The organism is Streptomyces sp. SP18CS02 (assembly GCF_036322365.1).
Taxonomy (GTDB): Bacteria; Actinomycetota; Actinomycetes; order Streptomycetales; family Streptomycetaceae; genus Streptomyces.
Genome location: NZ_JAQYXC010000251.1, coordinates 35,870 through 58,566, shown reverse-complemented (window position 1 = coordinate 58,566; position 22,697 = coordinate 35,870). Strand labels below are relative to the sequence as shown.

The following is a 22,697-nucleotide window of genomic DNA, read 5'->3' as shown; positions in this document are numbered from 1 at the left end:
GTCCTCGGCTCGCCGGTCTCAGCCGTGGTCCTTCTCCGCGGGCTGGAGGACGAAGACGGGGATCTCGCGATCCGTCTTGCGCTGGTAGTCGGCGTAGTCGGGGAACGCCTCGACCGCGCGCGCCCACCACTGCGCCTTCTCCTCCCCGGTCACCTCGCGCGCGACCATGTCCTGCCGCACGGTCCCGTCCCGCAGTTCGACGCGCGGGTCGGCCACGACGTTGTGGTACCAGACGGGGTGCTTCGGTGCGCCGCCCAGCGACGCCACGGCGGCGTACTGCCCGTTGTGCTCCACCCGCATCAGCGGTGACTTGCGGACTTTGCCGCTCTTGGCCCCTCGTGTGGTCAGGATGACGACGGGCAGACCGCGCAAGGTCGTCCCCTTGGTGCCGCCGCTGCCCTCGTACAGCTCGACCTGCTCGCGCACCCAGTCCGTGGGGCTCGGCTCGTACTCACCCTCGAGCGGCATGACGCATCCCCTTCTCCTTGCCGGAGCCCGTCGGCCCGGCCCTTCCCGGCGCGGTGCCGGATGCGACGAACCTACCCACTGCGGCCCGGCCCGCACGTGCACGCAACGTCGTTTCTCGCGCGTCCCACGCCGCCGCGGGCCCGCGCGCAGGGCCGCCGACGCATCGGATGCGGCAGCGGCCCCGTTCCGGCTGTCCGGCGGGGGCCCGCTACTCGCAGACGGTGTTGTGCGTCGGCACCCGGCCCTCCAGCAGGTACCCGTCGACCGCCCTCGTCGCGCAGGAGTTCACCCCGTACGTGCCATGGCCCTCGCCCTGCACGGTGAGGTGGACGCCGACGCCCGCGCCCAGCCTCTCGGCCATCCTGCGGGCCCCCGCGACCGGGGTCGCCGGGTCCCCCGCGTTGCCGATGACGACGATCGGCCCGGCGCCCGCCGCACCGACCTCCGGGGTGACCCGCTCACCCTCCACCGGCCAGTCGGCGCAGCCGACCAGACCGATGGCCATGCCTTCACCGAAGACGGGGGAGACCTTCTTGAACTCGGTGATCCGCGCCGCTGCCTGCTCCGGCGTGAAGCGCTCCTTGCTGTCGGCGCAGCTGATCGCGGTGTTGGCCGCGGCCATGTTGCTGAAGCGTCCCTGGGCGTCCCGGCCCAGGTAACCGTCCGCCGCCATCAGGAGATTGTTGCCCGTCCCGTTCTGCTGCACCTCGCCGATGCCCTGGACCAGAAGTTCCCAGCCCTCTTCGTTGTACAAGGCGGCGGCGATGCCGGTGGCGGCCAGGCCCGCCGTGAGCCTGCGGCCGTCCGGGTCCTCGGTGGGAGCGGGCTTCTTCTCCAGCTTCTCCAGCACCGCGCCGATACGCCGGTTGCCCTCCTCGGCGTTCGGGCCGGTCGGGCAGGACTGGGCGTACTGTTCCACGCAGTACTCCATGGCGTTCTCCAGTGCCGCCTGGAAGCCCTTCGCCTGGGCGAGGCCCTGCTCGACGCGGCCCTGGGTCGGGTCGACGACGGCGTCGAGGACGGTACGGCCGACGTTCTTCGGGTACAGATGGGCGTACACGCCGCCCAGCTCCGTCCCGTAGGAGATGCCGAAGTAGTTCAGCTTCCGATCGCCGAGGACCTGGCGCATCAGGTCCAGGTCGTGGGCGGCGTTGGTGGTGCCGACGTGCGGCAGCACCTTCGCGGAGTTCTTCACGCAGGCCGCCGCGTACTCCTTGCCCTCCTTCAGCGCCTCCCGGGCCTCGGTGACACCGTCCTGGACCGGGCCCGCCTCCTGCGTGTCCGCGTCCATCGCCTTGTCGTCCAGGCAGATGACGCCCGCGCTCTCACCGACGCCTCGCGGGTCGAAGCTGACCAGGTCGTAGCGGGAGTTGAGCTTGCCGTAGTCCTCGGCGGCGAAGGGCAGCGTGGCGACTCCGGAGGCGCCCGGCCCGCCGAAGTTGTAGACCAGCGAACCCAGCCGCTTGCCCCGGTCCTTCGCCTTCTTGCGGATCATCGCGAGGTCGATCGTCCCACCGGCCGGCGCGGCGTAGTCCAGCGGCACCTTCAGTGTGGCGCACTCCCAGCCGCTGCCGGGCGCCTCGCCACCACCCTGGGCGACGGTCGGCGCGGAGCAGGTCGTCCACCGCGGCTTCTGCCCGGTCAGCGACGCGGGCAGAACGGCCGACCCGGAGTCCGCCGGAGCGGAGGCCGACGGCGAAGCCGCCCCGTCCTTCGCACCGTCGTCGCAGCCGGCCAGCGCGGTGACCGCCAACAGGGCAGCGGCGGCGGCCGCCACCGGCCGTATGAGGTGGGACATGCGTGCTCCTGTCGTGCTGTTCGATTGAGTACCGAACAGTAGAGGACCGTTTCGCCCCGCTGGAGAGCAGGTCGCACGCCCTGTGCGACGCCGGAGGAGGCGAGGTGTGGCCGCCGAAACGCGGGGACGGGGGACAGGCCCGGTGTACGGCGGCTCCGAGGCGCCGCCGCTCACACGCCGGGCGCCCCTTCCCCTCCACGGGGCCGGCGAGGGCCGGGGCGCAGGGCGATGGCACACCACGCCGCCGCTGCCACCAACACGGCCGCGGCCATCGCGGCCAGCGCCGGAGCCTCCGGCCGCCATCCCAGTGAGAGCCGGGTGCCCAGGAAGACGAGGATCCCTGCGATCCGGCCCGGGGCGTAGACCGGCACCCTGGCGGCGGTGGTGCGCAGTACGGCCGTCGTCGCCAGCCCGATCCCGCCCCAGGCGAGCAGGTAGGGCCACACGGGCCCCGGAGCGGCCGGCGGCAGCCCGTACTCCTCCGGGCCGATACGGAACAAGGCGCCGGCCCAGCCCAGTCCCACCGCGAGAACGGTCATGCCCGCCACCCACACGGCGTGGCGCCATAGAGGTCCGGGCCGCACGGTCCCTTCGCCGTCGTCACCGTCGACGTCGGCGGGTTCGTAAACTTCGATCATGTCCTGTGGGACGCGGACCGGGGGCCGTACGTTGCTCCGGAGGCGAAGTCACACTGAAAGTGCCCGGATGCCCGGATGCCCGGATGCCCGGATGCCCGGATGCCCGGACGACGGGAGCGGGTTCCGGCCGGACGCGCCGCGGCGGGTGTTGTCGCGGCCCACCGGATCAGCGCGTGGCTTCGAGGGCGGTGCGCCACACCGGGCTGTCCACGTAGTGGTTGTCGAACTGCTCGGACGACGCCTTGATCTCCTGAGGGCTTGCCTCGCCCCGCATCACCCGGCCGAGCAGGCGGAGGTAGTCGAAGCGCGGCATGCCGGGCGTGAAGACGAACAGCACATCGGCCTCGGCACCGGGAGCGGCAGCGAAGGCGTGCGGAGTGTGCGGCGGTACGAGCAGGAGGTCACCCTCCTGCAAAATGCTGACCTCGTCGTCGACGAGAACCTGCAGGGACCCTCCGATGACGAAGAAGAGTTCCGAGGCCCGGGTATGGAAGTGGGCCGGAGCGCCCACCGCGCCCTTGGCGAAGCGCGAGCGGTAGCTGGTGAGAGGGCTTCCGTCCGTGCCGCAGTCGGCGAGCAGGGTCATGACGCTGCTGGGGTCGCTGGTCGTCTCGGCGTCCGCGGCCCGGGTCAGAAGGGGCTTGAGGGTGCTGGCGTTCATCGGTGCACTCCATGTCGTCGAACCGTGGGCCGCGGGCTTTTTCCCTGGCTCCGTGAGGACGACTCTAGGCAGCCGATAGACCTGCTGACGGGTGCATTCGATGCCTGCTTTGGTGGGTCAATCCTGATCCTGCGGTGGCCTGCGGTGGCCTGCGGTGGCCTGCGGTGGCCTGCGGTGGCCTGCGGTGCCCTGCGAGCCGATGTGCGGCGCGACCCTCGTCCGCCCGGCCCCCGTCCGCCAGGCCCCCACCCCGCCCAGCCCCCCTCCCGTCCGGCCCCATCCGGGCCCCGCCCATCCGGGCCCGGCCCGGCCTCGATCCGGCGGTGAGATCCGAGCAAGAGGCCCCGGTGCCCAATCGCTGTGCGCTGCCCCGGCAGGCCGTCCCCGCCCTCTTCCCGCGATCCGGCGAAGAGTCAGGCGTCTGACGTCACGCCGGGCCGGTAATCCCGACCGCTCGGGATTGACCACGCGAACGGAATCACCGTCCTCGGTTTCCCGGAAACGGCCGGATAGCGGAAGCGGAACGCGGACCCCCTATACCGACTGGTAACCATCCGGGCGGTGACCCCACCGAGCCCGAAATATTCGACTGCCTCCGGGCTGTCGGCTTTGTCCTGTCGTCATTTATGAGACAGCCCGCCGGATGATGCATGATCACCCCATGCTCGTTGAACTGTTAAAGATTGTTCGGTATCCGTGGAGCCCCTGGCTGGCCACTGTTCGTACCTCCTTCGGTCAGACCGTGGTGAGTTGGGGAGGTGATCCGGCAGCGAGGCCGGGTGAGTATCGCGTCGAGTGGAAGGTCGCCGAGGACATCGAGTGGGGGCGTAATGCCGTGCCGGCCAAGGGTTACGGACCCGAGGTCCGGCCCGGCCGTCATGGAATTGTTCTGCGGGGACGTCTGCGCCTGACGGGGGACGGCGCCGGCCTCTTCGATCTGGATGACACGACGGTATTGCTGAACCTTGTCGCCCCGCCTCCGGAAGGCACGGTGGGCACGTGGGTGGACCTCTTCGTCCGACGGGAAACGGTCGCTCTCCACCCTGTTGCGCACTGACCGGCGGGAGTCGGCAAAAGAAATTTGTGTGCTGTCCCTGGTCGGACGGGAAATTCTTCCCTTTGCGCGCTGATGCGGGCGCGCCGGCCATGGGGCACTCAACCCGCCGTGCCGTGCGTCGAGCCGAGCAGGGCCATGTGCTCGTCCGTCAGCCGCAGTGCTCCCGCCGCGATGTTGTCGGCGAGGTGGTCCGGGTTTCCGGTGCCCGGAATGGCCAGCACGTGTTCTCCCTGCCGGAGCGTCCAGGCAAGCCGGACCTGCGACGGCGAAGCGCCGAGTGCGCGTGCGACGGCCAGCACCTCCTCGCTCTCCGCGCCGCCCGCGCCGGTTTCGCGTCCCGCGCCAGCGATGGCGAAGAAGGGTACGAACGCGATGCCCTGTGCCGCGCAGTGGCGCAGTACGTCCTCGCCGTCCCGTGCGTCGAGGCCGTAGCGGTTCTGGACACAGACCACCGGCGCGATGGCCCGGGCCTGCGCGAGGTGTTCCGGCCGGACGCCGGAGACGCCGAGGTGCCGGACGAGCCCGGCGTCACGCAGCTCGGAGAGTGCTCCGAAGTGCTCGGCGACGGACGACTGGCCCATGACGCGCAGATTGACCAGGTCGAGGTGGTCGCGGCCGAGCTGGCGCAGGTTCTCCTCGACCTGGCCGCGCAGCTGGTCGGGCCGGGCGGGGGTGGTCCACTCGCCCGACGCGTCGCGGGCCGGCCCCACCTTGGTGGCGATGACGAGATCGTCCGGATAGGGCGCCAGTGCCGAGTTGATCAGTTCGTTGGCGGAGCGCGACCGTGAGAAGTAGAAGGCCGCGGTGTCGATGTGATTGACGCCGAGTTCGATCGCCCGGCGCAGTAGCCCGGTCACCCGGTCACGGTCGCTCGGGGCGCCGAGGTGAAACGGCGCGCTCCCGGTCAATCGCATCGCCCCCAGACCAATGCGATGGACCTTCAGGTCGCCGAGCAGCCAGGTGCCGGCTGCCGCCGCGTGGACGGTGTCCGTCGCCTTGCCCATTCGTGACTCCTCATGCTTCTTCCGGCGGGTTTCCGTAGGACCGGCCGTCGCCCTTGGGCGTACGGGCGGCCTTGGAGTATGTGACGGCGACGGGGAGGGCGAGAAGAGGTGAAGCCGTGGGGGATTCTCACACCGGGACGGGGAACCGTAAGGGGCCGCGGGGAGTTGTCATCGTCAGGAGGACCGCCCCTCGCGGCGGCCGTTCCCTCCGGCATCCGAACGGAAATGCCGGGTCCCTCGGCCTCTTCGCCGCGCGCCTCAGCGTTTCGACCAGGCGGACCGCCCGGGAGAACGAGTCCGACCACGAAAAGAATGACCGCGCCCCCGATGGGGGTGCCAGCGCGGAGTGCCTGCCAGCGCGGAGTGCCGACGGACACGGGCCCGCAGTACCGCACCACCTGAGCGCCGAGGGCTCCTCTTCCCGACCGTCACCCCATCGGCATCCCGGGCGCCCCGCCCGGCGGTGCGGGCCGGCTTCGGTCCGGTGGCGAACGCTACCCGCCGACAGACGCCGACGTGGGGCGATTCGCCGGCGCAGGGTGGAGGCCGTGCTGTCTGCCTCCTCCGGGCCAGGAGGGCCCACCTGCCCCGGACACACCCATACTCCCTTGTGATGACCGGGGAACCGTAGGAGAGTGGCCGCTGACATGGAAGAACGTACTTCTCGGGGACCGGGGGACCTTGTGGTGACCCAGCAGTTCAGCGGCTCGCCGGACGAAGCGGACCTGGGGCGCGTGGACTCCCTGGCCCGGGAGATCTTCGCGGACGTCGCCAACAAGTGGGCGCTCCTGATCATCGAGGCGCTGGGCGGACGCACCCTGCGGTTCGGTGAGCTGAGCGACGAGGTCGAGGGCATCAGTCACAAGATGCTCACCCAGAACCTGCGCATGCTGGAGCGCAACGGGCTGGTCGAGCGGAACGTGCATCCCACCGTGCCGCCGCGGGTCGAGTACACACTCACCGAGCCGGGCCACGCCCTGCGCGACACGGTCCACGGGATGTGCGGCTGGACCCGTCAGCACCTCGGTCACATCGAGAACTCGCGGCGCCGTTTCCATGCCTGACCTGTCACCACCCCTGAGGCGTCTCCTCGCCGCCGGGGCCGACCGCGTCCGTACCCGGATGTGTGACGGCATGCTGTGACGCCTGCCCGGCAGCCGGGCGCCCCCGAGAACTCCTTCGTAGCCGTACGAGTCCGCACCCCACGAAGGAGCATCCACCATGAGCACGTCCGTTCCCATCGGCGTTCCCGACGCGTTCGCCGCGGCGTACAGCCGGCACAACCCGTCCGGCCGTGCCTGGCTCGCCGCGTTGCCGCGGCTGGCCGCCGACGCCCTGGACCGCTGGGACCTGCGGCTGGACGGCCCCGCCCGGCACGGCATGGCGTCACTGGTGCTGCCGGTGACCCGAGCCGACGGCACCCCGGCGGTGCTGAGGCTTCATGAGGCCACCGAGGACAACGCGGGCGCCGCGCTGGGCCTGCGCGTCTGGAACGGCGACGGAGCGGTGCTGCTGCTCGACGACGACCCGGATGCCGGAACCATGCTGCTGGAGAGGCTCGATGCCGGCCGGCCGCTCTCCTCGGTGGCCGATGACTCCGCCGCCATGCGGATCCTCGCCGAGCTGATGGCACGTCTGGCCGCGGTGCCCGCACCCCCGGGCCTGCCGCATCTGGCCGACATCGCCGCCGCCATGCTCGACGAGGTACCGAGGGCCCTGCCGGCCTTGGCCGATCCTGTCGAGCGGCGACTGCTGCGCACCTGCGCGGCAGCCGTGACGGAGGTGATCGGCGCCCCCGGCGACCGACTGCTGCACTGGGACCTCCACTACGGCAACATCCTCGCCGGCCGGCGGGAACCCTGGCTGGCCATCGATCCCGAACCACTGGCGGGCGACCCCGGTTTCGAGCTCCTGCCCGCCCTGGACAACCGCTGGGAGGAAGTGGTGGCCGCCGGGGACGTGACGCGTACGGTGCTCCGACGCTTCGACCTGCTGACCGAAGCGCTCGCCCTGGACCGGCGGCGGGCGGTCGGCTGGACGCTCGGTCGCGTCCTGCAGAACGCGTTGTGGGACATCGAGGACGGCAAGGCGGCGCTGGAGCCGACCCAGGTCGCCATCGCCACGGCCCTGATGCGCCGATAGCAGCCGAGCGGCCTTCCCTGACCTGCGGCGGGGCCCCGGTACGACGCCCCGCTCACGGCCCGGTGAGCGGGGAACGGCCCCGGCGGTCGCCGGACGGGATCACCGCACCGATGAGGGTCCGTCGGGTGGAGCGAAGGTCCCGCCGAGACGCCCGGACGCCCGGCGCCGCGACGGACGCCGCTGACGCCGTCGCGGAGGGGGCGAGCGTCGCGGGGGAGAACCGGTCACGGCGAAAACGGTGACCCCGGTCTCCGCCGTGACACGAGTCCTGCGCCGGGTGCGTCCCTTCACCCGGTCGGCCCGCCGAACCGTCTGGCCGCCCAAGTCCTGGGTACGAGTGACGGCATGAAGGCACTCGTGATCAACTGCACGCTCAAGACGTCCCCCGAACCGTCCAACACCCATGCCCTGGCGAAGGTCGTGGCGGACCGGCTGGAGACGTACGGTGTGGAGGTCCACTTCGCACGGGCGGTCGACCTCGACATCAAGCCGGGTGTCACCAGCGATGCCGGGGAAGGCGACCAGTGGCCCGGGGTGCACAGCGCACTCCTTGAGTCCGAGATCCTGATCATGGCTTCACCGACCTGGCTCGGCCGGCCCTCCTCGGTCGCCCAGCGCGTGCTGGAGCGCATGGACGCCATGCTGTCCGAGACCGATGACGACGGGCGGCCGGTGGCGTACAACCGTGTGGCCGGTGTGGTGGTGACCGGTAACGAGGACGGCGCCCACCACGTGATCAGCGAGATCTCGGGCGCTCTCGGCGACATCGGCTACACCATCCCCGGCCAGGCATGGACGTACTGGCACCTGGGCCCGGGAGCGGGGCCCGACTACCTGGACGACGAGCGCGGACACGACTGGGCCCACAAGACGGGCCGGGCGATGGCGGCGAACCTCTACGGGACGGCCAGGGCCCTGCAGGAGAACCCCCTGGGCGCTCCGCCGAGCTGAGGCGGGACGAACGGAGACGAGGGAGCCGACCCGACCGAGGAGAGGGCGTCATGAAGCCTGCACACGAAGGGACACGAGCGTACCGGCGCGCCGCCGACTACGTGGCCGCCGCGCTCATCTTCCTGCGCGACAACGTGCTGCTGCGAGAACCGCTTCGCCGAGAGCACCTCAAGCCGCGGCTGCTCGGCCACTGGGGGTCCTGTCCCGGCATCACCATGGTGTACGCGGCGCTCAACAACCTGATCGAGGAGCGAGGCACCGACGTCCTCCTCATCACGGGTCCCGGACACGGCGCTCCGGCCAACCACGCCAACCTGTGGCTCGAAGGCACACACGAGCAGTACGACCCGGCGCTGGCACGCACCGAGAACGGGCTGCGGGAGCTCGCCCGCCGCTACTGCGCGCCCGACGGGTTCCCCAGCCACCTCTCACCGGCCGTGCCCGGGACCATCCATGAGGGCGGAGAACTCGGCTACGCGCTGGCGACCGCCTTCGGCGCCGCACTGGACGCCCCCGACCGCCTGGTGGCCTGCATCGTCGGGGACGGGGAGGCCGAGACCGGCCCCACCGCCGGTGCCTGGCACTCCGGCAAGCTCCTCGACCCCGTCACCGGTGGAGCCGTCCTGCCGATCCTCCATCTGAACGGCTACAAGATCTCCTCCCCGACGCTGTTCGCCACCATGTCCGACGACGAGCTGACGGCGCTTTTCCGCGGCTACGGCTGGGACCCCCGCATCGTCGACATGACCGTCGACCCCGACGGCGAAGGGCTGACGGACGCGGTGCTCGACGCCCACGCGGCCATCGCCGACATCCAGCGCCGGGCGCGTGAAGGAGCCGTCCCGGACCGGCCCGCCTGGCCGATGCTCGTGCTCCGCAGCCTGAAAGGCCAGGGCGCCCCGCGCGAGGTCGGCGGACGCCGTATCGAGGGCACGTTCCACGCCCATCAGGTTCCGCTGCCAGGGGTCCACGACGACGACAAGCAGTTCGAGGCGCTGGAGGCATGGCTGCGGTCGTACGCACCGCACGAGCTCTTCGACGAGGAGGGCAGGCCACGGCCCCACGTCCTGGCCGCCTGCCCGACGGGCGAGCGGCGCATCGGCATGCAGCCCGCCGGAGACGGGGGCCGCCTGCGCCGCCCCCTGGACCTGCCGGCCCTCGAACCGTACGCCGTCGACGTCGCCGCCGGCCCGGGCACCGCCTCCGCGAGCCCGAACCGCGTGCTGGCCGCGTGGCTGACGGAGATCATGCACCGCACGGAGAAGAGCCGCGACTTCCGCATCATGTCGCCGGACGAACTGGCCTCCAACAAACTCGACAGCGTCCTCGGCGCGACCGGACGCGCCTACGTGTGGCCCGTGGACGAATACGCCGAGGACCTCTCGCGCGACGGACGCGTCATGGAGACGTTGTCCGAGCACAACTGCCAGGGCTGGCTGCAGGGATACCTCCAGACCGGCCGTCACGGCCTCTTCCCCACGTACGAGGCGTTCGCCTCGGTCGTCGACAGCATGGTCAACCAGTACGCCAAATGGCTGAAGATGTCGCAGGAGGTACCGTGGCGAACACCCGTCAGCAGCATGACGTACCTGCTGACCAGCGAGGGGTGGCGCCAGGAGCACAACGGCTACAGCCACCAGGGCCCGGGTTTCATCAACAACCTGCTCACCAAGAAGAACACGGTCACCGGAGTCCACCTGCCGCCCGACGCCAACACACTGCTCGTCACCATGGAGCGGCTGCTCGACGACACCGGCAGGATCAACCTGGTCGTGGCCGGCAAGCACACGGCCGCCCAGTGGCTCGGCCTGGACGAGGCCCGACGCCACTGCGCGGCCGGCGCGTCCGTCTGGCGCTGGGCCTCCACGCACGGGGGCGAGGACCCGGAGCTGATCCTCGCCTGCGCCGGGGGCATCCCGACGGTCGAGACGCTCGCCGCCGCCCAGCTGCTGCGCGCCGACCTGCCGGACGTGCGCGTCCGGGTCGTCAACGTCGTGGACCTGTGCGTACTCGCCCGGCCGGACCGGCACCCGCACGGTATGGCGGACGCCGACTTCCGTGACCTGTTCGGCACGGACACCCATGTCGTCTTCGACTTCCACGGCTACCCCTCCGTCGTGCACGAACTGCTGCACGGCCGGCCTCGCCCCGAACGCTTCCACGTCCGCGGCTACGTCGAGGAGGGCACCACCACCACGCCGTACGACCTGCTCGCCAGCAACGGCGTCTCCCGTCACGACCTCGCCATCACCGCGCTCTCCCACCTCCGCGGCCGCTCACCGGCCACCGGGGACCTGGCCGCCGCCTATGCCCGCCACCGCGACCGACTGCGCGAGGAACTCCGCCGCACAGGGGTCGACCCCGCCGAGATCACCCGGTGGAGGTGGCAGCCGTGAACGACACCAACATCCTCGTCGTCGACGCCGGCTCCGCCAGCCTCCGTCTGGCGGTCTTCGACGCCGACCACCGCGAACTGGCCGGACGCCACCTGCACGAAGCGCCGGGCGAGGACGCCCGCGAGCTGATCTCGTCCTTCCTCCGCGAGGCGCCGCCCGTCGGCGCGACCGGCCACCGCGTCGTGCACGGCGGGCCCCGCCTCTCGCGGCACAGCGCCGTCGACGACGACGTACGGGCCGCGCTCGACGACGCCGCCCGACTCGCCCCCCTGCACGTGCCGTCCGCGCTCGCCGTTCTCGACGCGGCGCGCGGCCTGCTGCCCGATGTTCCGCACGTCGTCTGCCTGGACACCGTCTTCCACACCGGCCTTCCGCCGGCCGCCCGCGCCTACGGTGTGCCCCGGGAGTGGACGGAGCGCCATGGGCTGCGCCGGTACGGATTCCACGGACTCTCCTGCGCCTGGGCCCTGAAGCGGGCCGCCGGACTGCTCGGCCGGCCCGCCGACTCGCTCCAGCTGGTCCTCGCGCACCTGGGGGGCGGCTGTTCCGCCACCGCGGTGCGCGACGGCCACAGCGTCGACACCACCATGGGCTTCACCCCCCTGGAGGGCCTGGTGATGAGCAAGCGCAGCGGCAGCGTCGATCCCGGGATGCTGTTGTGGCTGCAGACGTCGGCCGGTCTGAGCGCCGAGCGCCTCTCCCATGTCCTGCACCACGAGTCGGGACTCCTCGGGCTCTCCGGCACGTCCGGCGACACACGCGACCTCGTCCGGGCCGCGGCGCGGGGCGACGGTGCCGCGGCCTTCGCGCTCGACGTGTTCGCCCTCAACGTCCGCAGGGGCGTCGCGCGCGTGGCCGCCTCCCTCGACCGCGTCGACGCGCTGGTGTTCACCGGCGAGATCGGGGAGGACCAGCCGGAGGTGCGGGAGGCGGTCTGCGCCGGCCTGGGCGTGCTCGGCCTCACCGGGGGCCTGGCGCCGGACAACCCCGCACGGGACGCCGTCGTCAGCGCCCCGGACGCGAAGGTCCCCGTCCTGGTGATCCCTACGGGGGAGCCCCAGCAGGTGGCGGTGGAAACGCGCGCGGTGCTCGCCGGACGGCGCCCGCGCCCTCACCCGGCAGGAGGCGGGACCTGAGCCCGGCCTCATGACCGGCCACGAGGCCGGGCGGGTCCGGGCACGTGCAGCGGACAGGCCGGGCCGCCGTCGCGGCGGCACGCCCGAGGCGCCCGGCCGCACCGTGGCCGTCTTGACCCCGGCCGGGGCCGCGCAGCTCCGGCCCGCGTTGTACGTGGCCGCCACGGCGAAGGACGGGTACGTGCCGGCGGAGGCGTCCGGGAGGACCAGCGCAGGGGCGTTGCCGCCCGGCGGGACGTGGACCATCGCTCCCTCCACGCGTATCGGGGCAGCGGTGAGACGAGGGTTCAGCGGCAGGTCGTCGGCCGCGAGTACGGGGCAACCCGCCTTTGACCGGACGTGGTTGGCGAGCGGCAGCGCGGCGATCGAGCGGTCCTGGCAGAGGAGCGGGCGGGGCAGGCCGTCGTCGTGGAGGTCGGCTTCGGGGGTGTGGTGCGCGGCGCAGGGTCCGGGTGCCCCTGTCCGTGACGGCGTCGGCGGGAGCAGGCCGCGCACGGACGCGCGGCCTCGTTCCTCCAGCGCCCGGGCGAAGAAACGGACGGCCCAGGTTTCCCAGGGCCACGGGGCCACGGGGACGGGACGGTCACGTCCCGACGGCGCAGCCCGGTGACCGGCTCGGGTGGTGGTGCTCGGGCGGTCACAAACCGGCGGTCACAAACCGGCGGTCACAAACCGGCGGTCAGGATCCCGCGGTCAGGACTCCTCCGGGGTGAGCACGACGAAGTCCGCGCCGGACCGGTCGAGGCACACGGCCATCCGGCCGACGCCCTCCGCGTCCTCGGGGCCCATCTGGACGCTGCCGCCGTTCTCCCTGACCCGTGCGAGGGTGGCATCACAGTCCCTCGACCCGAAGACCGGATGCCAGTACGGCCGGCCGCCGGTCAGCGTCAGTTGTTCGGTCGACACCTGCATGAGGCCGCCGTGCATACGCTCGGGAGGCAGACCGGTCGGCGTGATCAGGGAGTACGTTCCGCCGTTGCCCGGCAGCGGCATGTCCTGCGTCTGCCAGCCGAACAGGTTGCCGTAGAAGTGCTTGGCGCCGGCCGCGTCGGTCGTGTACAGCTCGACCCACGTCAAGGTGCCCGCCTGGTCCACCACGTCCAGACCCTTGGTGCTGCCCGGTTGCCACACGGCGAACTGACCCCCCTGGGGATCGGTGTACTGGGCCACCCGGCCCTCTCCGTCGGCGCTCATCGGGGGAAGCCGGATGGAGCCGCCCGATCGCCGCACGGCCTCGGTCGTGGCGTCGGCGTCGGGGACCTGGAAGTAGACCATCCAGGCCGAACGGGCGCCCTCCTCGGTGAGCGGTCCCAGTCCGGCGACCGTCTTGCCGTCGAGCTTGAAGAACCCGTAGTCCGGCGCCTCGGGGCTGACGGATCGGAACTCCCAGTCGAACACCGATCCGTAGAATTCGGCCGCCGCCGGGACGTCGGGCGCGCCGAGGTCCAGCCAGCACGGGGAGCCGGGAACAAAGTCAGTGGTGATCACGGCGGTCCTTGTTCAGCGGGGTGGCGCGTACCGCGCACAGGGGGAGATCTCCTGCCGAAGCAGCGTGACACCGCTCAGCGGCTCGCGCCCCCGGAGTGCGACGAACCGGTGACTGGGGCCGATCGGGCCGATCGGCGGCACGGTGCACCGGAAGCCGGTGCGCCGATGCGCCGGTACGCGCTATGCGGGACGTCGGGACGCCGAGGGGCCTGTGCGCCGGCGCGTCGGTGTCCCGAACCGTCCGTCACCGAGATGCCGAAGGGGTGAAGGCCCGCACCCGGCGGAAGCCCCCACCCCTTGTGCTCCCTCGCGATCAGCCGCGTGGGGGAGCGGTCGGTCAGACGCCGGCGACGCTCTGGATCCAGGACCGGTAGGCGGTCACGTTCGTGTACGCCGTGGTGGTCTGGCGGTCGCTGGTGGAGGCGACACCGACCTGCACGCCGTTGGCCATCATCGGGCCGCCGGAGTCACCGCCGGCCGTGATGCCGTTGCCGCGCCGGGCGCAGATGGCCGAGCCGTTGTAGGCGTCGCGGCAGCCGCCGGTCACGATGACGTCGGCGACCTTCAGGTACCGGGACTGGCAGTTGGCCTCGGAGCCGCACTGGGACGTCGCTCCCCAGCCGTAGACCTGGACGGTCTGGTTCACCGACACCGATCCCGGCTGGCCGAGCCGTGAGTAGGTGGCCGAGACGGAGCGGTCGAGCTTGACCAGCGACAGGTCCGAGGAGGCGTTGTTGTACACGGCGACGCCATTGGCCACGGTGCCGCCGGTGGTCTGGTCGAGGCTGCCTATGCGGAACGACAGCCCGCCGCCGCTGACGCAGTGCTTGGCGGTGAGGATCCAGGTCGGGGCGATGATCGAGGCGCTGCAGGTCTCGCGGCCGTTGGAGAACAGCCGGGCCGCCCACGGGGCGTTGCCGGCGTAGCCGCCGCCGATGATCGGCTGGGCCGCGGTGCCGGTCACGGCACGGGGTGCGCTCTCGGGCGCCGGCGCCTGAGCCGAAGCCGTGGGTGCGAGCGCGAGGACGGAGAGTGCGCCGGCCGCCAAGGCAGGGAAAAGTCTGGTGATTCGCACGTTCTTCTCCATTGTGTGGGGGTTGGAACGTTTTACTGAGCCGCCTGCATAGATATGCAGGCGGATGGGCGCGAATGGCTGGGTGAGCCTGTCGCGTTCATGCCAGGTTCGGCACCGGGAAATCTGGCAGACGTGATGTTGCCGGCGCAAGGGGTCGGTCATGACGAGTTGTGCGCCGGTGCTTGGCGGGTGGGCTGGTTCGGTGCCGTGAGCGCAGGCCGGAGCCGCCGCTGAAAGGCCGCGAAGGGTGAAGGGGAAAGGCGCTGGCGGGCATTCGCTCCTGCTGGGCCGGGATGTGCGCGTCCGGGGGGTCTCCCGAGTGCGGACTCCCGTTGGTGCCCGGCCGATCCTCTCTGTATTGGTCTGGACTATGCGCGTAGATATGCGATGTGAGGAATGAGCACGCCATATTTTGCGGCCGTGATCCGCGTGTCGCGAGAATGCCGTCCGAGTCGAGGGGGCCGCTCCCCGTCCGGTGTGACGCCCCAGCTCGCGTTCGTGTGGCCCGGCGCCCGATGCCCCTCGGGATCCGCGTGCCGGCCCGGGCAGGCCGGGGTGCTCGGCGTCCGGGCCCCACCGTGGTCAGGGCGCGCACGAGGCGACCATGCCGGGACGCCCACTGTGCTGTCCGTGCTCACCTCGCGCCACGACACGTCCCTCTTCGGCGCCGCGGTTCCGCGCCCGCAGTTCCGCTGACGACCTGCGGGTACGCGACGGCGCCACGGGCGAGCAGCGAGAAGTCCGCAGTTTCCCCGGAGGCGACGATCCGGTGGGCTCGTTCCTCGTGTACGAGGGCCGGATCATCGGCGCCCGCTCTGAGTCGTACGGGTCACGGACCAAGCCCCGCACGGCCTGCGAACGCCGCCGACCGTCGACCACGCAGCCGTCACCCTCGCGACCCGGGGCCGTCCCGGTCCGACACCCTCAGAGGACCAGCCCGTGCTTCGCGATGAGCGCCATGGTCGCCTCCATGTCCACCGCGCAGCCGTACGTCGCCGCTTTGAGCTCCAGTTCCCCGGGGCTCGCTTCCTCCGTGAGCCGGTCGAGCCATCGGAACAGCTCCTCAAGGCCACCCGGCGAGATGATCTCCAGCAACCGGGCCGGCGTCCCACCGGCGTTCCAGAAGGTGTGCCACTCGTCGCGCGGCTTGAAGACGAGGTCACCCGGCCCGGCCAGCACCTCCTCGTCACCGAACGCGGCGCCGACCGATCCGGCGAGCACGAAACCGAACTCGTCCTCGCGGGTGTGCTTGTGCACCGGCGCCGCGAGCACATGGGGAGGCAGACGGTGCTCGACGACGGAGAAGCGGCCCCCCGACGCCCCGCTGTCGATGAGGAAGCGATCCCCGCACGCGTGCTCCGGCTCATGGAGCTCGCCGTCATCAGGACCCAGTATCCGGCGCTCGACCACTGCACACACCGCCCTCGGTGAGGCTCGGCATACCACCTGCTTCGAGAATACGCGCGCAGCCGCGTACGGCCGGATCACCGGCCGTCGAGGGCGCCTCATGGCAGGACGCCGTCCGGACACACGACGGGGGATGCCGGGTCGCACTCCCTCGTGGGCCGACACACCGGCCGCCCGCGGATGCGGCCGTGCGCTCGCGGGGGTGCGATCGGGATTCCGGCGGCTGCGGCCGGGCCTGTTCGAGGCCCGGCCGCCCCCTTGGACGAGACCGGTGGCGCAGGGGGCGGCCGGGACGAGGCAGCAGGGGCGCCAGGGCTGAAGGAGGGGGCCGTACGTACGGGGATCGGCACACAGCCCGTGCTGCACCGGACCGCCGGACGGCAGCGGCCGTCGCGGTCGTCGGTTGCCTCAGTCCTGCTGTCCGCTCAGGCTGCGACAGCCCGGTAGAGACCGGGTCCCACGCGCTGGGCCCTGGACGTCGCCACCAGACGGTCGAGGGTGCTGCGCACGGCGTTGATGCTGTTGGAGGAGGCGTCGCGGCCCAGCTCCTGCGCGACGTCACGGGAGCGGACCGCGTTGTCACCGGAGGAGGACAGCACGCGCAGGACCTGCTCGGTGAGGCCCGCACCGCTGTTGTCGACGGTGGCGGCCGGCGTCGCCTTGGCGGCCTTGGCCGCCTTGGCCTTCGGCTGGGGCGAGCGCGCCGTCTTCTTCGCCGCGGGCTGCGGCTCCTTCTGCGCGGCGGCGGGCTTCGCCGCTCGGGCGTCCTTCTTGCCGGCAGCCGCCTTGCGGGTCTTGCCGGCGGATGCGGAAGCCCGGGCCCGACGCGGCTTGCGCGGGGCCGGAATGTCGGCCACGCTCTGCTCCTCCATGGAGGAGGAGGCCTTGGGGCCGGTGGCGAGTTCGGCCTCGGTGCTCGGGGAGGAAGCCGGGTCGGCCGTCGGCTCGGACGCCGCCTCGGACACCGGCTCCGTCTTCGGCTCGGAGGTGGCGGTGGGCTGGTCGACCGGGGCGGTCTCGGTCAGGGAGTGCAGGGCGCTGAGCGCGGCCCGTACCGACTCCAGCCGACCGGTGACGGTGGCGAGTTCCTTCTCCAGCGTCTGCTGCTGGTTCTCCAGCCGGGGAAGTTCCTCCTGCAACAGCGCTGTTGTGGCAGCGATGCTGCCCGGTGTGGTGGTGGTCATGACGTGGCCTTTCCGTCCCAGGTTGCGCAGATCCCTGTGGGGCTGCCTTGTAGTGGGGTGCAGCATAGGCGCTGCGGTGTTGTGAAGGACATCCGCATCGGTGCGGGATCACTGGTGGCCAACGGCGCCGCCCCGCTCCGTCCACTGCTTTTGTCACGTCCTTCGGTCATGCGTCCGGCACCTTCCCGGACCAGTGCCGGCGCCCGCTCCCGGCCGTCGGCAAGCAGTCCGGGCCCCGGCGGGCGGGCACCCTCATTGTGCTCATCAGCAACATCTGCCCCGTGAGGGCGCTTCCATTACGTGGTCGAGCGCCCGACCAGCGACGGAACCCGCGCGGCACGGCGGAACGCGTATGCCCTACGGTGAGACATGCCTCGACCCCAACTCCAACGCCTTCGACTCGACCACGCCCCCGCCCTCCTCGCGTTCGAGCGTGTGAACCGGGCGTACTTCGCCGCCTCGATCCCCGACCGCGGCGATCACTACTTCGCCCACTTCGACACACGGCACCACGAACTGCTGGCCGAGCAGTCCGCAGGGCTGCACTTCTTCCACGTACTGGTGGGCGACGGTGAGGTGCTGGGCCGGGTCAACCTGGTGGAGGTGAGCGACGGCCGCGCCGAGCTGGGATACCGGATCGCCGAGCGGGCAACCGGGCGCGGGCTCGCCACGACCGCTGTGCGTGAGGTGTGCGCCCTGGCTGCCGCGGAGTACGGCCTGCACACGCTACGGGCCGTCACGACCCTGGACAACCACGGCTCGCTCGCCGTCCTGGCCCGCACGGGCTTCACGAGGACCGGCGAGATCCAGGTGGACGGAAGGCCCGGTCTTCGTTTCGTGCGGAACCTGGAAGTGCCCCTGGAAGTGCCCTTGGAGGGCGGAGCCCCGTAGCCACGACAGTCCATGGCCCAGGACGCACGGCCCGTTCGCCCCGCGCGAGGCAAGGACGGTCGGTCAGGTGCCGGGTCCTCACGCGGCACCGACCGGCCCATGCGCCCGGCCGGCCCCACGCCGCTCGCCGGCCCCACGGACGGAGCCGTCCCGGTCGCGTCCTGTTCCGCGCGGCCCGAGTGAAGACCTTCCCGCCCGGGCATGCCTTCACCGAGCGTCCCGGTGCACTCGGGGCTCGACCGTGTGGGCAACCCGTGCGAGGGGGCGGTGACGTCGAATGAGCGCGGTGACGGCGGACGGCACGGACGGCGGCGAGGCCGCTCCCGCGAGGCCCGGGGGAACCGCGGCGTCGAAGGCTCTGTGGGTGGTCACGGGCGCGGTGTCAGCCTGGGCCACCGCACAGATCACGCGAGGTGTCGAACTGGAGGGGCCGGCCGGGCAGCAGGCGGCGGTGGTGCTGATGCTGCTCGCGGTGGCGAAGCTGGCCCAGCTTCCGTTCTGGGTCTGGAGGCGGGGAACGCCCCGGCTGCTGCGTGCGAGGGGCATCCGCACGCGCGCCGGTGCCGTCTCGTGCACGCTGGCCGTGTTCATGCTGGTCGGGGGAGTGGTGGTGGGCCCTGCCACATGGTGGCTGGCGGAATCCCTCTGCGGATTGCTGGATCTTCCTTTCCGCATATCCGGGTTCTGGCCCTACGTGGTGGCTTCCCTGGTCGACCTGGTGCTGATGGTGGTGCTGAAGGCTCTGAGCGACTCCTGCACCCGTGAGGGAAGGTCCGAAGGCGCCGTAGGGCGTCTCGCCAGGCTGACGGCGTGCTTCGGTGTGCTGTGTCTCCTGACGGCGGGAACCGGCACCATCCGGCTCGGCCAGGAACCGTGGTGGAGATCGCTGCTCACGCTGGTGGTGCTGGGCGCCCTCTTCTCCGCGGCCGGACTCGGCGGCACGCTCTTCAGCGACCTGGGCTGGCCGGGCCTGCGCCGGACGCTGCTCATGGTGCTGCCCGTGCTCGCGGTGGGGAGCGTCGCCGCCACCACGCTCCTGCTGTGGTGGGTGACCTGGTTCAGCACGGCCCTGCGTCCCACCGCCGCCCTCGAAGGATTCGGCAGCTTCCTGACGGCCGGTCTGATCGCCACTGCCATGCTGTGGGCGGCCAATCTGCCGTTCTTCCTGTACGGCCTGCGCCGTAGGGGACACAGCCTGCGGACCCCGCCCGGAGGGTACGGTGCCACTGCTCCGGTCGCGGTGCGCGCGAACGGCTTCGGCTACGTCTGGTTGCAGCCGTCCCGGAGCCCCGGTGCGGGGGAAGAGCTCTGACCGTCGAGTCCGGCGGCCGGCGGGCCGGCATCGGCCCGCCGGAGCGGCTGCCGGAACTTCGGACCGCGTCCCTCCAGCGGTGAACCGGGGCTCCCCGCCCCAGGCACGACCCTGCGAGGGCCGCGTCGGCCGACGTTCTCCCGGCGACGTGAGGGCGCTCCCTCCCGCACGCCCTGCCCAGGCCCCCTTCCGACAGCGGCTCGGATTCCCCACGGGCGCGGCCGCAGGCCCCTCCACGAGGGGCGGCCGCCCCGGTCAACGGTACGCGGCGACTGGCCACTTCTAGCCAGGCGGGACTACGCGGTACCGCGCACGGCAATACAGCTCAGCGTCACCGCAGCCGCGGAGACAGCCCGTGCACCTCGTCCCCACCCCTCGCGGACCGAGCGACACCCCGCCCTCCGCTCCACCCGGAGGAACGGACGCCGCGCTCCGCCTCGCTCAAGGAGAGCCGGGCTCGCCTTGCGTCCGCCGAAGCCGCGGCTGACGTTTCGTCCCTTCCTGAACGGAGTACCCCCCCATGCGGTGGTCCGCACGCTGCGCATCCGCGGTGATGCTCATGCTGTTCCCCCTCGCCGCGGCTCCGCCTACCGCTGCCGAGCCCAGCCCCCGTACGCCCCGGTCCGCACTCGCACCGCTGCACACCAAGGCGGCGCCGATCTCCGACCAGTACATCGTCACGCTCAAGCCCACTTCGATGTCGGCGGTCCAGGTGACGCAGCGGCTCGGCGTCGAGCCCCTCTTCTCCTACGACAGCGCCCTGCGCGGATTCGCTGCCAGGCTCAGTGCCTCCCAGCTCGCGACGGTGCGTACGCTGCCCGAGGTGGCAGCCGTCGAGCAGGACGCGGTCGTCACGGCCACCCCGGTCACGGCCCGCGGTTCCGCCCGTGTACCGGCCTACAGCTGGGGCCTGGACCGGATCGACCAGCCCTACCTCCCGCTCAACTCGCAGTTCAACGTCAACAGCACCGGGTCGGGTGTCGCCGCGTTCATTCTCGACACCGGTATCGACTACCGGCACCCGGAGTTCGGGAACAGGGCGCTGTTCGGGTACGACGCGATCGGCGACGGGAGGAACGGACAGGACTGCAATGGTCACGGCACACATGTGGCGGGGACCGTCGGAGGAGCCAACTACGGAGTCGCACGCGCGGCGACCCTGGTGAGCGTCCGCGTCCTCAACTGCCAGGGCCAGGGCTCCCTCGCGGGCGTGATCGCGGGACTCGACTGGGTCGCGCAGCACGCCAGGCAGCCCGCCGTGCTCAACGGCTCGCTGGGCGGCCCCCGGTCCGAAGCCGTCAACAACGCGGCCACCGCTCTGTCCAACAAGGGCGTCCTCCCGGTGGTCGCCGCCGGTAACGACGCCGCGGACGCCTGTGGCGTATCGCCCGCGAGCGCCTCCCGGGTCGTCACCGTCGGAGCCACCGACCACCAGGACCAGGAGACCAGCTTCTCCAACTTCGGCCAGTGTCTGTGGATCTACGCACCGGGGGCGGCCATCACCTCGGCGAAACTCGGCGGCGGCAGCGTGGCCCTGAACGGCACCTCCATGGCCTCGCCCCATGTCGCCGGGGTCGCCGCCCTGTACAAGGCCAAGTACCCGTCCGCGTCGCCCGAGGCGGTCGCGGTGTGGCTCGCGGAACAGTCGGTCAAGGACATCCTGACCGTCTCCAAGGGCTCGCCCAACCGACTTCTGCAGACCGGCGGTCTCTGACCCCCGCAGGTGGCCCCGGCGAGGCGGGGCCACCCCCCTTCCGCCCACCGGAGCCGTGGCGAAAACGCGCCCTGCCGCGGACCAGTGCGTGATCTTTACACTCCGCAGGCGACCCGCGTGCGGAGTGCCTCCGCACTTCCGAGGGAGGGAATGCTGCGATGTCACTCACCATCGGGGTGGAGGAGGAGTTCGTCCTCGTCCACCCCGACAACGGCACTCCGGTCCCGGCCGGCCCCGGCATCCTGGCCCGCGCCGCACGGGGCGGGCCGCCGGCCGAAGGCGCCACGGGGATCCAGCGGGAGCTCCTGACCTCCATGGTCGAGACGAGCACCGGCATCTGCGCCGATCTCGCCGACGTCCGCAAGGACCTGACCGCGGCCCGCGCCCGCCTCGCCGACATCGCGGGCGCCGAGGGCGCACGTCCCTTGGCCAGCGGCACCCCCACCACCGCCGCGCCGCCCCGGTCCCCGTCTCCCACCCCGCACTACCAGCACATGCGACACCTGTACGAAGGACTGGTCACCGAGACGGAGACCTGCGGCTGCCACGTGCACATCGCGATCCCCGACCGCCCGACCGCGGTGGCCGTGCTGAACCATCTGCGGCCCTGGCTTCCCACGCTCCTGGCGCTCTCGGCCAACTCCCCCTTCCACCAGGGCGTCGACACCGGCTACGCGAGCTGGCGCACCATGTCGCTCTCGCGCTGGCCCACGACCCGGATCCCTCCGTACTTCTCCTCCGCCGCGCACTACGACGAGACGGTCGCCGCCCTGCACACCGGAGGTGTCCTGCCTCCCGGAGCCAACGCCTACTGGCTGGCACGGCCCTCGGACCACCTGCCGACCGTCGAGGTACGGGTCGCCGATGTGACCGCGACGGTGGATGAGGCAGTCCTGCAGGCGGGCCTCACCCGCGCCCTGGTCCGTACGTCCCTGGACGCGCTGGCGGACGGTCGCGCCGCCCCACGCACGGCCGACCACATGGCCCACGCCGCGCTCTGGACGGCCGCCCGGTACGGCATCGACGGACCGGCCCTGCATCCCCACACCGGCCGGCAGGTGGCAGCCGGTGATCTGGCCCGGGAACTGCTCACCCTGGTCCGGCCCGCGCTCAAGGAGAGCGGGGACTGGGAAGAGATCGACGAACTGCTGCGATGGGTGCTGAGCAACGGCAATGGCGCCGACCGCCGGCGCAGGGGCTCGGCATAGCGGTGCCGGAGGGGCGAGTAGCCCCGGCCACGCCGGAGCGGGACCGGGACACCCACAGAGCACCCGCCCCTGCCCGGCCGCCGCCCGTAGGGCGGTGTCAGGGCCGTCCGGAAAAAGATCATCCCGGCGGCAACTTTTCCGACGACCGTGGCGACTGGGGGGTGTAA

Annotated in this window: 19 protein-coding genes; 10 read left to right on the top strand and 9 right to left on the bottom strand. The window is 71.7% G+C overall.

Annotation, left to right across the window (positions count from 1 at the left end):
- Nucleotides 1-18 precede the first annotated feature (18 nt).
- From PUR26_RS03520 to PUR26_RS03505, 4 genes are all read right to left on the bottom strand, one after another.
- Entirely contained in the window at nucleotides 19-468 is a 450-nt protein-coding gene (locus PUR26_RS03520; RefSeq protein ID WP_329869087.1) for a nitroreductase family deazaflavin-dependent oxidoreductase, read from the bottom strand.
- A 208-nt stretch (nucleotides 469-676) separates the two neighbouring features.
- A complete protein-coding gene (locus tag PUR26_RS03515) occupies nucleotides 677-2,266 on the bottom strand; it encodes an alpha/beta hydrolase (RefSeq protein ID WP_329869084.1) in 1,590 nt (529 codons plus the stop codon).
- 170 nt (nucleotides 2,267-2,436) lie between these two features.
- Nucleotides 2,437-2,904, bottom strand: a complete 468-nt coding sequence (locus PUR26_RS03510; RefSeq protein WP_329869082.1) for a hypothetical protein — start codon at nucleotides 2,902-2,904, stop codon at nucleotides 2,437-2,439.
- 166 nt (nucleotides 2,905-3,070) lie between these two features.
- Nucleotides 3,071-3,565, bottom strand: coding sequence for a cupin domain-containing protein (locus PUR26_RS03505; protein WP_329869080.1), 495 nt, complete (start codon nucleotides 3,563-3,565; stop codon nucleotides 3,071-3,073).
- 661 nt (nucleotides 3,566-4,226) lie between these two features.
- Between PUR26_RS03505 and PUR26_RS03500 the strand changes: the two genes are divergently transcribed.
- Entirely contained in the window at nucleotides 4,227-4,622 is a 396-nt protein-coding gene (locus PUR26_RS03500; protein ID WP_329869079.1) for a hypothetical protein, read from the top strand.
- 98 nt (nucleotides 4,623-4,720) lie between these two features.
- Here the strand turns inward: PUR26_RS03500 and PUR26_RS03495 are convergent, their stop codons facing one another.
- Nucleotides 4,721-5,626, bottom strand: a complete 906-nt coding sequence (locus PUR26_RS03495) for an oxidoreductase (protein WP_329869078.1) — start codon at nucleotides 5,624-5,626, stop codon at nucleotides 4,721-4,723.
- Nucleotides 5,627-6,309: 683 nt separating this feature from the next.
- Between PUR26_RS03495 and PUR26_RS03490 the strand changes: the two genes are divergently transcribed.
- From PUR26_RS03490 to PUR26_RS03470, 5 genes are all read left to right on the top strand, one after another.
- Complete coding sequence (locus tag PUR26_RS03490; protein WP_329869132.1) at nucleotides 6,310-6,690, top strand: winged helix-turn-helix transcriptional regulator; 381 nt, start codon at nucleotides 6,310-6,312, stop codon at nucleotides 6,688-6,690.
- Between the two features lie 157 nt (nucleotides 6,691-6,847).
- Nucleotides 6,848-7,768, top strand: coding sequence for an aminoglycoside phosphotransferase family protein (locus PUR26_RS03485; protein WP_329869077.1), 921 nt, complete (start codon nucleotides 6,848-6,850; stop codon nucleotides 7,766-7,768).
- 345 nt (nucleotides 7,769-8,113) lie between these two features.
- Nucleotides 8,114-8,719 carry a flavodoxin family protein gene (locus PUR26_RS03480; RefSeq protein ID WP_329869076.1) on the top strand — a complete coding sequence of 202 codons (606 nt, stop codon included), beginning with the start codon at nucleotides 8,114-8,116 and terminating at the stop codon, nucleotides 8,717-8,719.
- A gap of 50 nt (nucleotides 8,720-8,769) precedes the next feature.
- Nucleotides 8,770-11,115, top strand: coding sequence for a phosphoketolase family protein (locus PUR26_RS03475; protein WP_329869074.1), 2,346 nt, complete (start codon nucleotides 8,770-8,772; stop codon nucleotides 11,113-11,115).
- Nucleotides 11,112-12,251: an acetate/propionate family kinase gene (locus PUR26_RS03470; protein ID WP_329869072.1), complete on the top strand. Its 1,140-nt coding sequence runs from the start codon at nucleotides 11,112-11,114 to the stop codon at nucleotides 12,249-12,251. The genes PUR26_RS03475 and PUR26_RS03470 overlap by 4 nt, the downstream gene beginning before the upstream one ends.
- Before the next feature lie 693 nt (nucleotides 12,252-12,944).
- Here the strand turns inward: PUR26_RS03470 and PUR26_RS03465 are convergent.
- From PUR26_RS03465 to PUR26_RS03450, 4 genes are all read right to left on the bottom strand, one after another.
- Nucleotides 12,945-13,739, bottom strand: a complete 795-nt coding sequence (locus PUR26_RS03465) for a VOC family protein (RefSeq protein ID WP_329869070.1) — start codon at nucleotides 13,737-13,739, stop codon at nucleotides 12,945-12,947.
- A 337-nt stretch (nucleotides 13,740-14,076) separates the two neighbouring features.
- Nucleotides 14,077-14,814 carry a S1 family peptidase gene (locus PUR26_RS03460; RefSeq protein WP_329869068.1) on the bottom strand — a complete coding sequence of 246 codons (738 nt, stop codon included), beginning with the start codon at nucleotides 14,812-14,814 and terminating at the stop codon, nucleotides 14,077-14,079.
- Between the two features lie 924 nt (nucleotides 14,815-15,738).
- Nucleotides 15,739-16,224, bottom strand: a complete 486-nt coding sequence (locus tag PUR26_RS03455; RefSeq protein ID WP_329869066.1) for a cupin domain-containing protein — start codon at nucleotides 16,222-16,224, stop codon at nucleotides 15,739-15,741.
- 422 nt (nucleotides 16,225-16,646) lie between these two features.
- The gene (locus PUR26_RS03450; RefSeq protein WP_329869064.1) at nucleotides 16,647-17,405 is read right to left on the bottom strand and encodes a hypothetical protein; all 759 of its coding nucleotides are present in this window, start codon (nucleotides 17,403-17,405) and stop codon (nucleotides 16,647-16,649) included.
- A gap of 369 nt (nucleotides 17,406-17,774) precedes the next feature.
- Between PUR26_RS03450 and PUR26_RS03445 the strand changes: the two genes are divergently transcribed.
- The 4 genes from PUR26_RS03445 to PUR26_RS03430 all read left to right on the top strand — a co-directional run bounded on the left by PUR26_RS03445 (nucleotide 17,775) and on the right by PUR26_RS03430 (nucleotide 22,530).
- Nucleotides 17,775-18,296, top strand: a complete 522-nt coding sequence (locus PUR26_RS03445; protein WP_329869062.1) for a GNAT family N-acetyltransferase — start codon at nucleotides 17,775-17,777, stop codon at nucleotides 18,294-18,296.
- A gap of 277 nt (nucleotides 18,297-18,573) precedes the next feature.
- Nucleotides 18,574-19,608 (top strand): hypothetical protein, encoded by a 1,035-nt coding sequence (locus tag PUR26_RS03440; protein ID WP_329869061.1) that lies wholly within the window; start codon nucleotides 18,574-18,576, stop codon nucleotides 19,606-19,608.
- Nucleotides 19,609-20,128: 520 nt separating this feature from the next.
- Nucleotides 20,129-21,322 (top strand): S8 family peptidase, encoded by a 1,194-nt coding sequence (locus tag PUR26_RS03435; protein WP_329869058.1) that lies wholly within the window; start codon nucleotides 20,129-20,131, stop codon nucleotides 21,320-21,322.
- 158 nt (nucleotides 21,323-21,480) lie between these two features.
- Nucleotides 21,481-22,530 (top strand): carboxylate-amine ligase, encoded by a 1,050-nt coding sequence (locus PUR26_RS03430; protein WP_329869056.1) that lies wholly within the window; start codon nucleotides 21,481-21,483, stop codon nucleotides 22,528-22,530.
- Nucleotides 22,531-22,697: the final 167 nt, after the last annotated feature.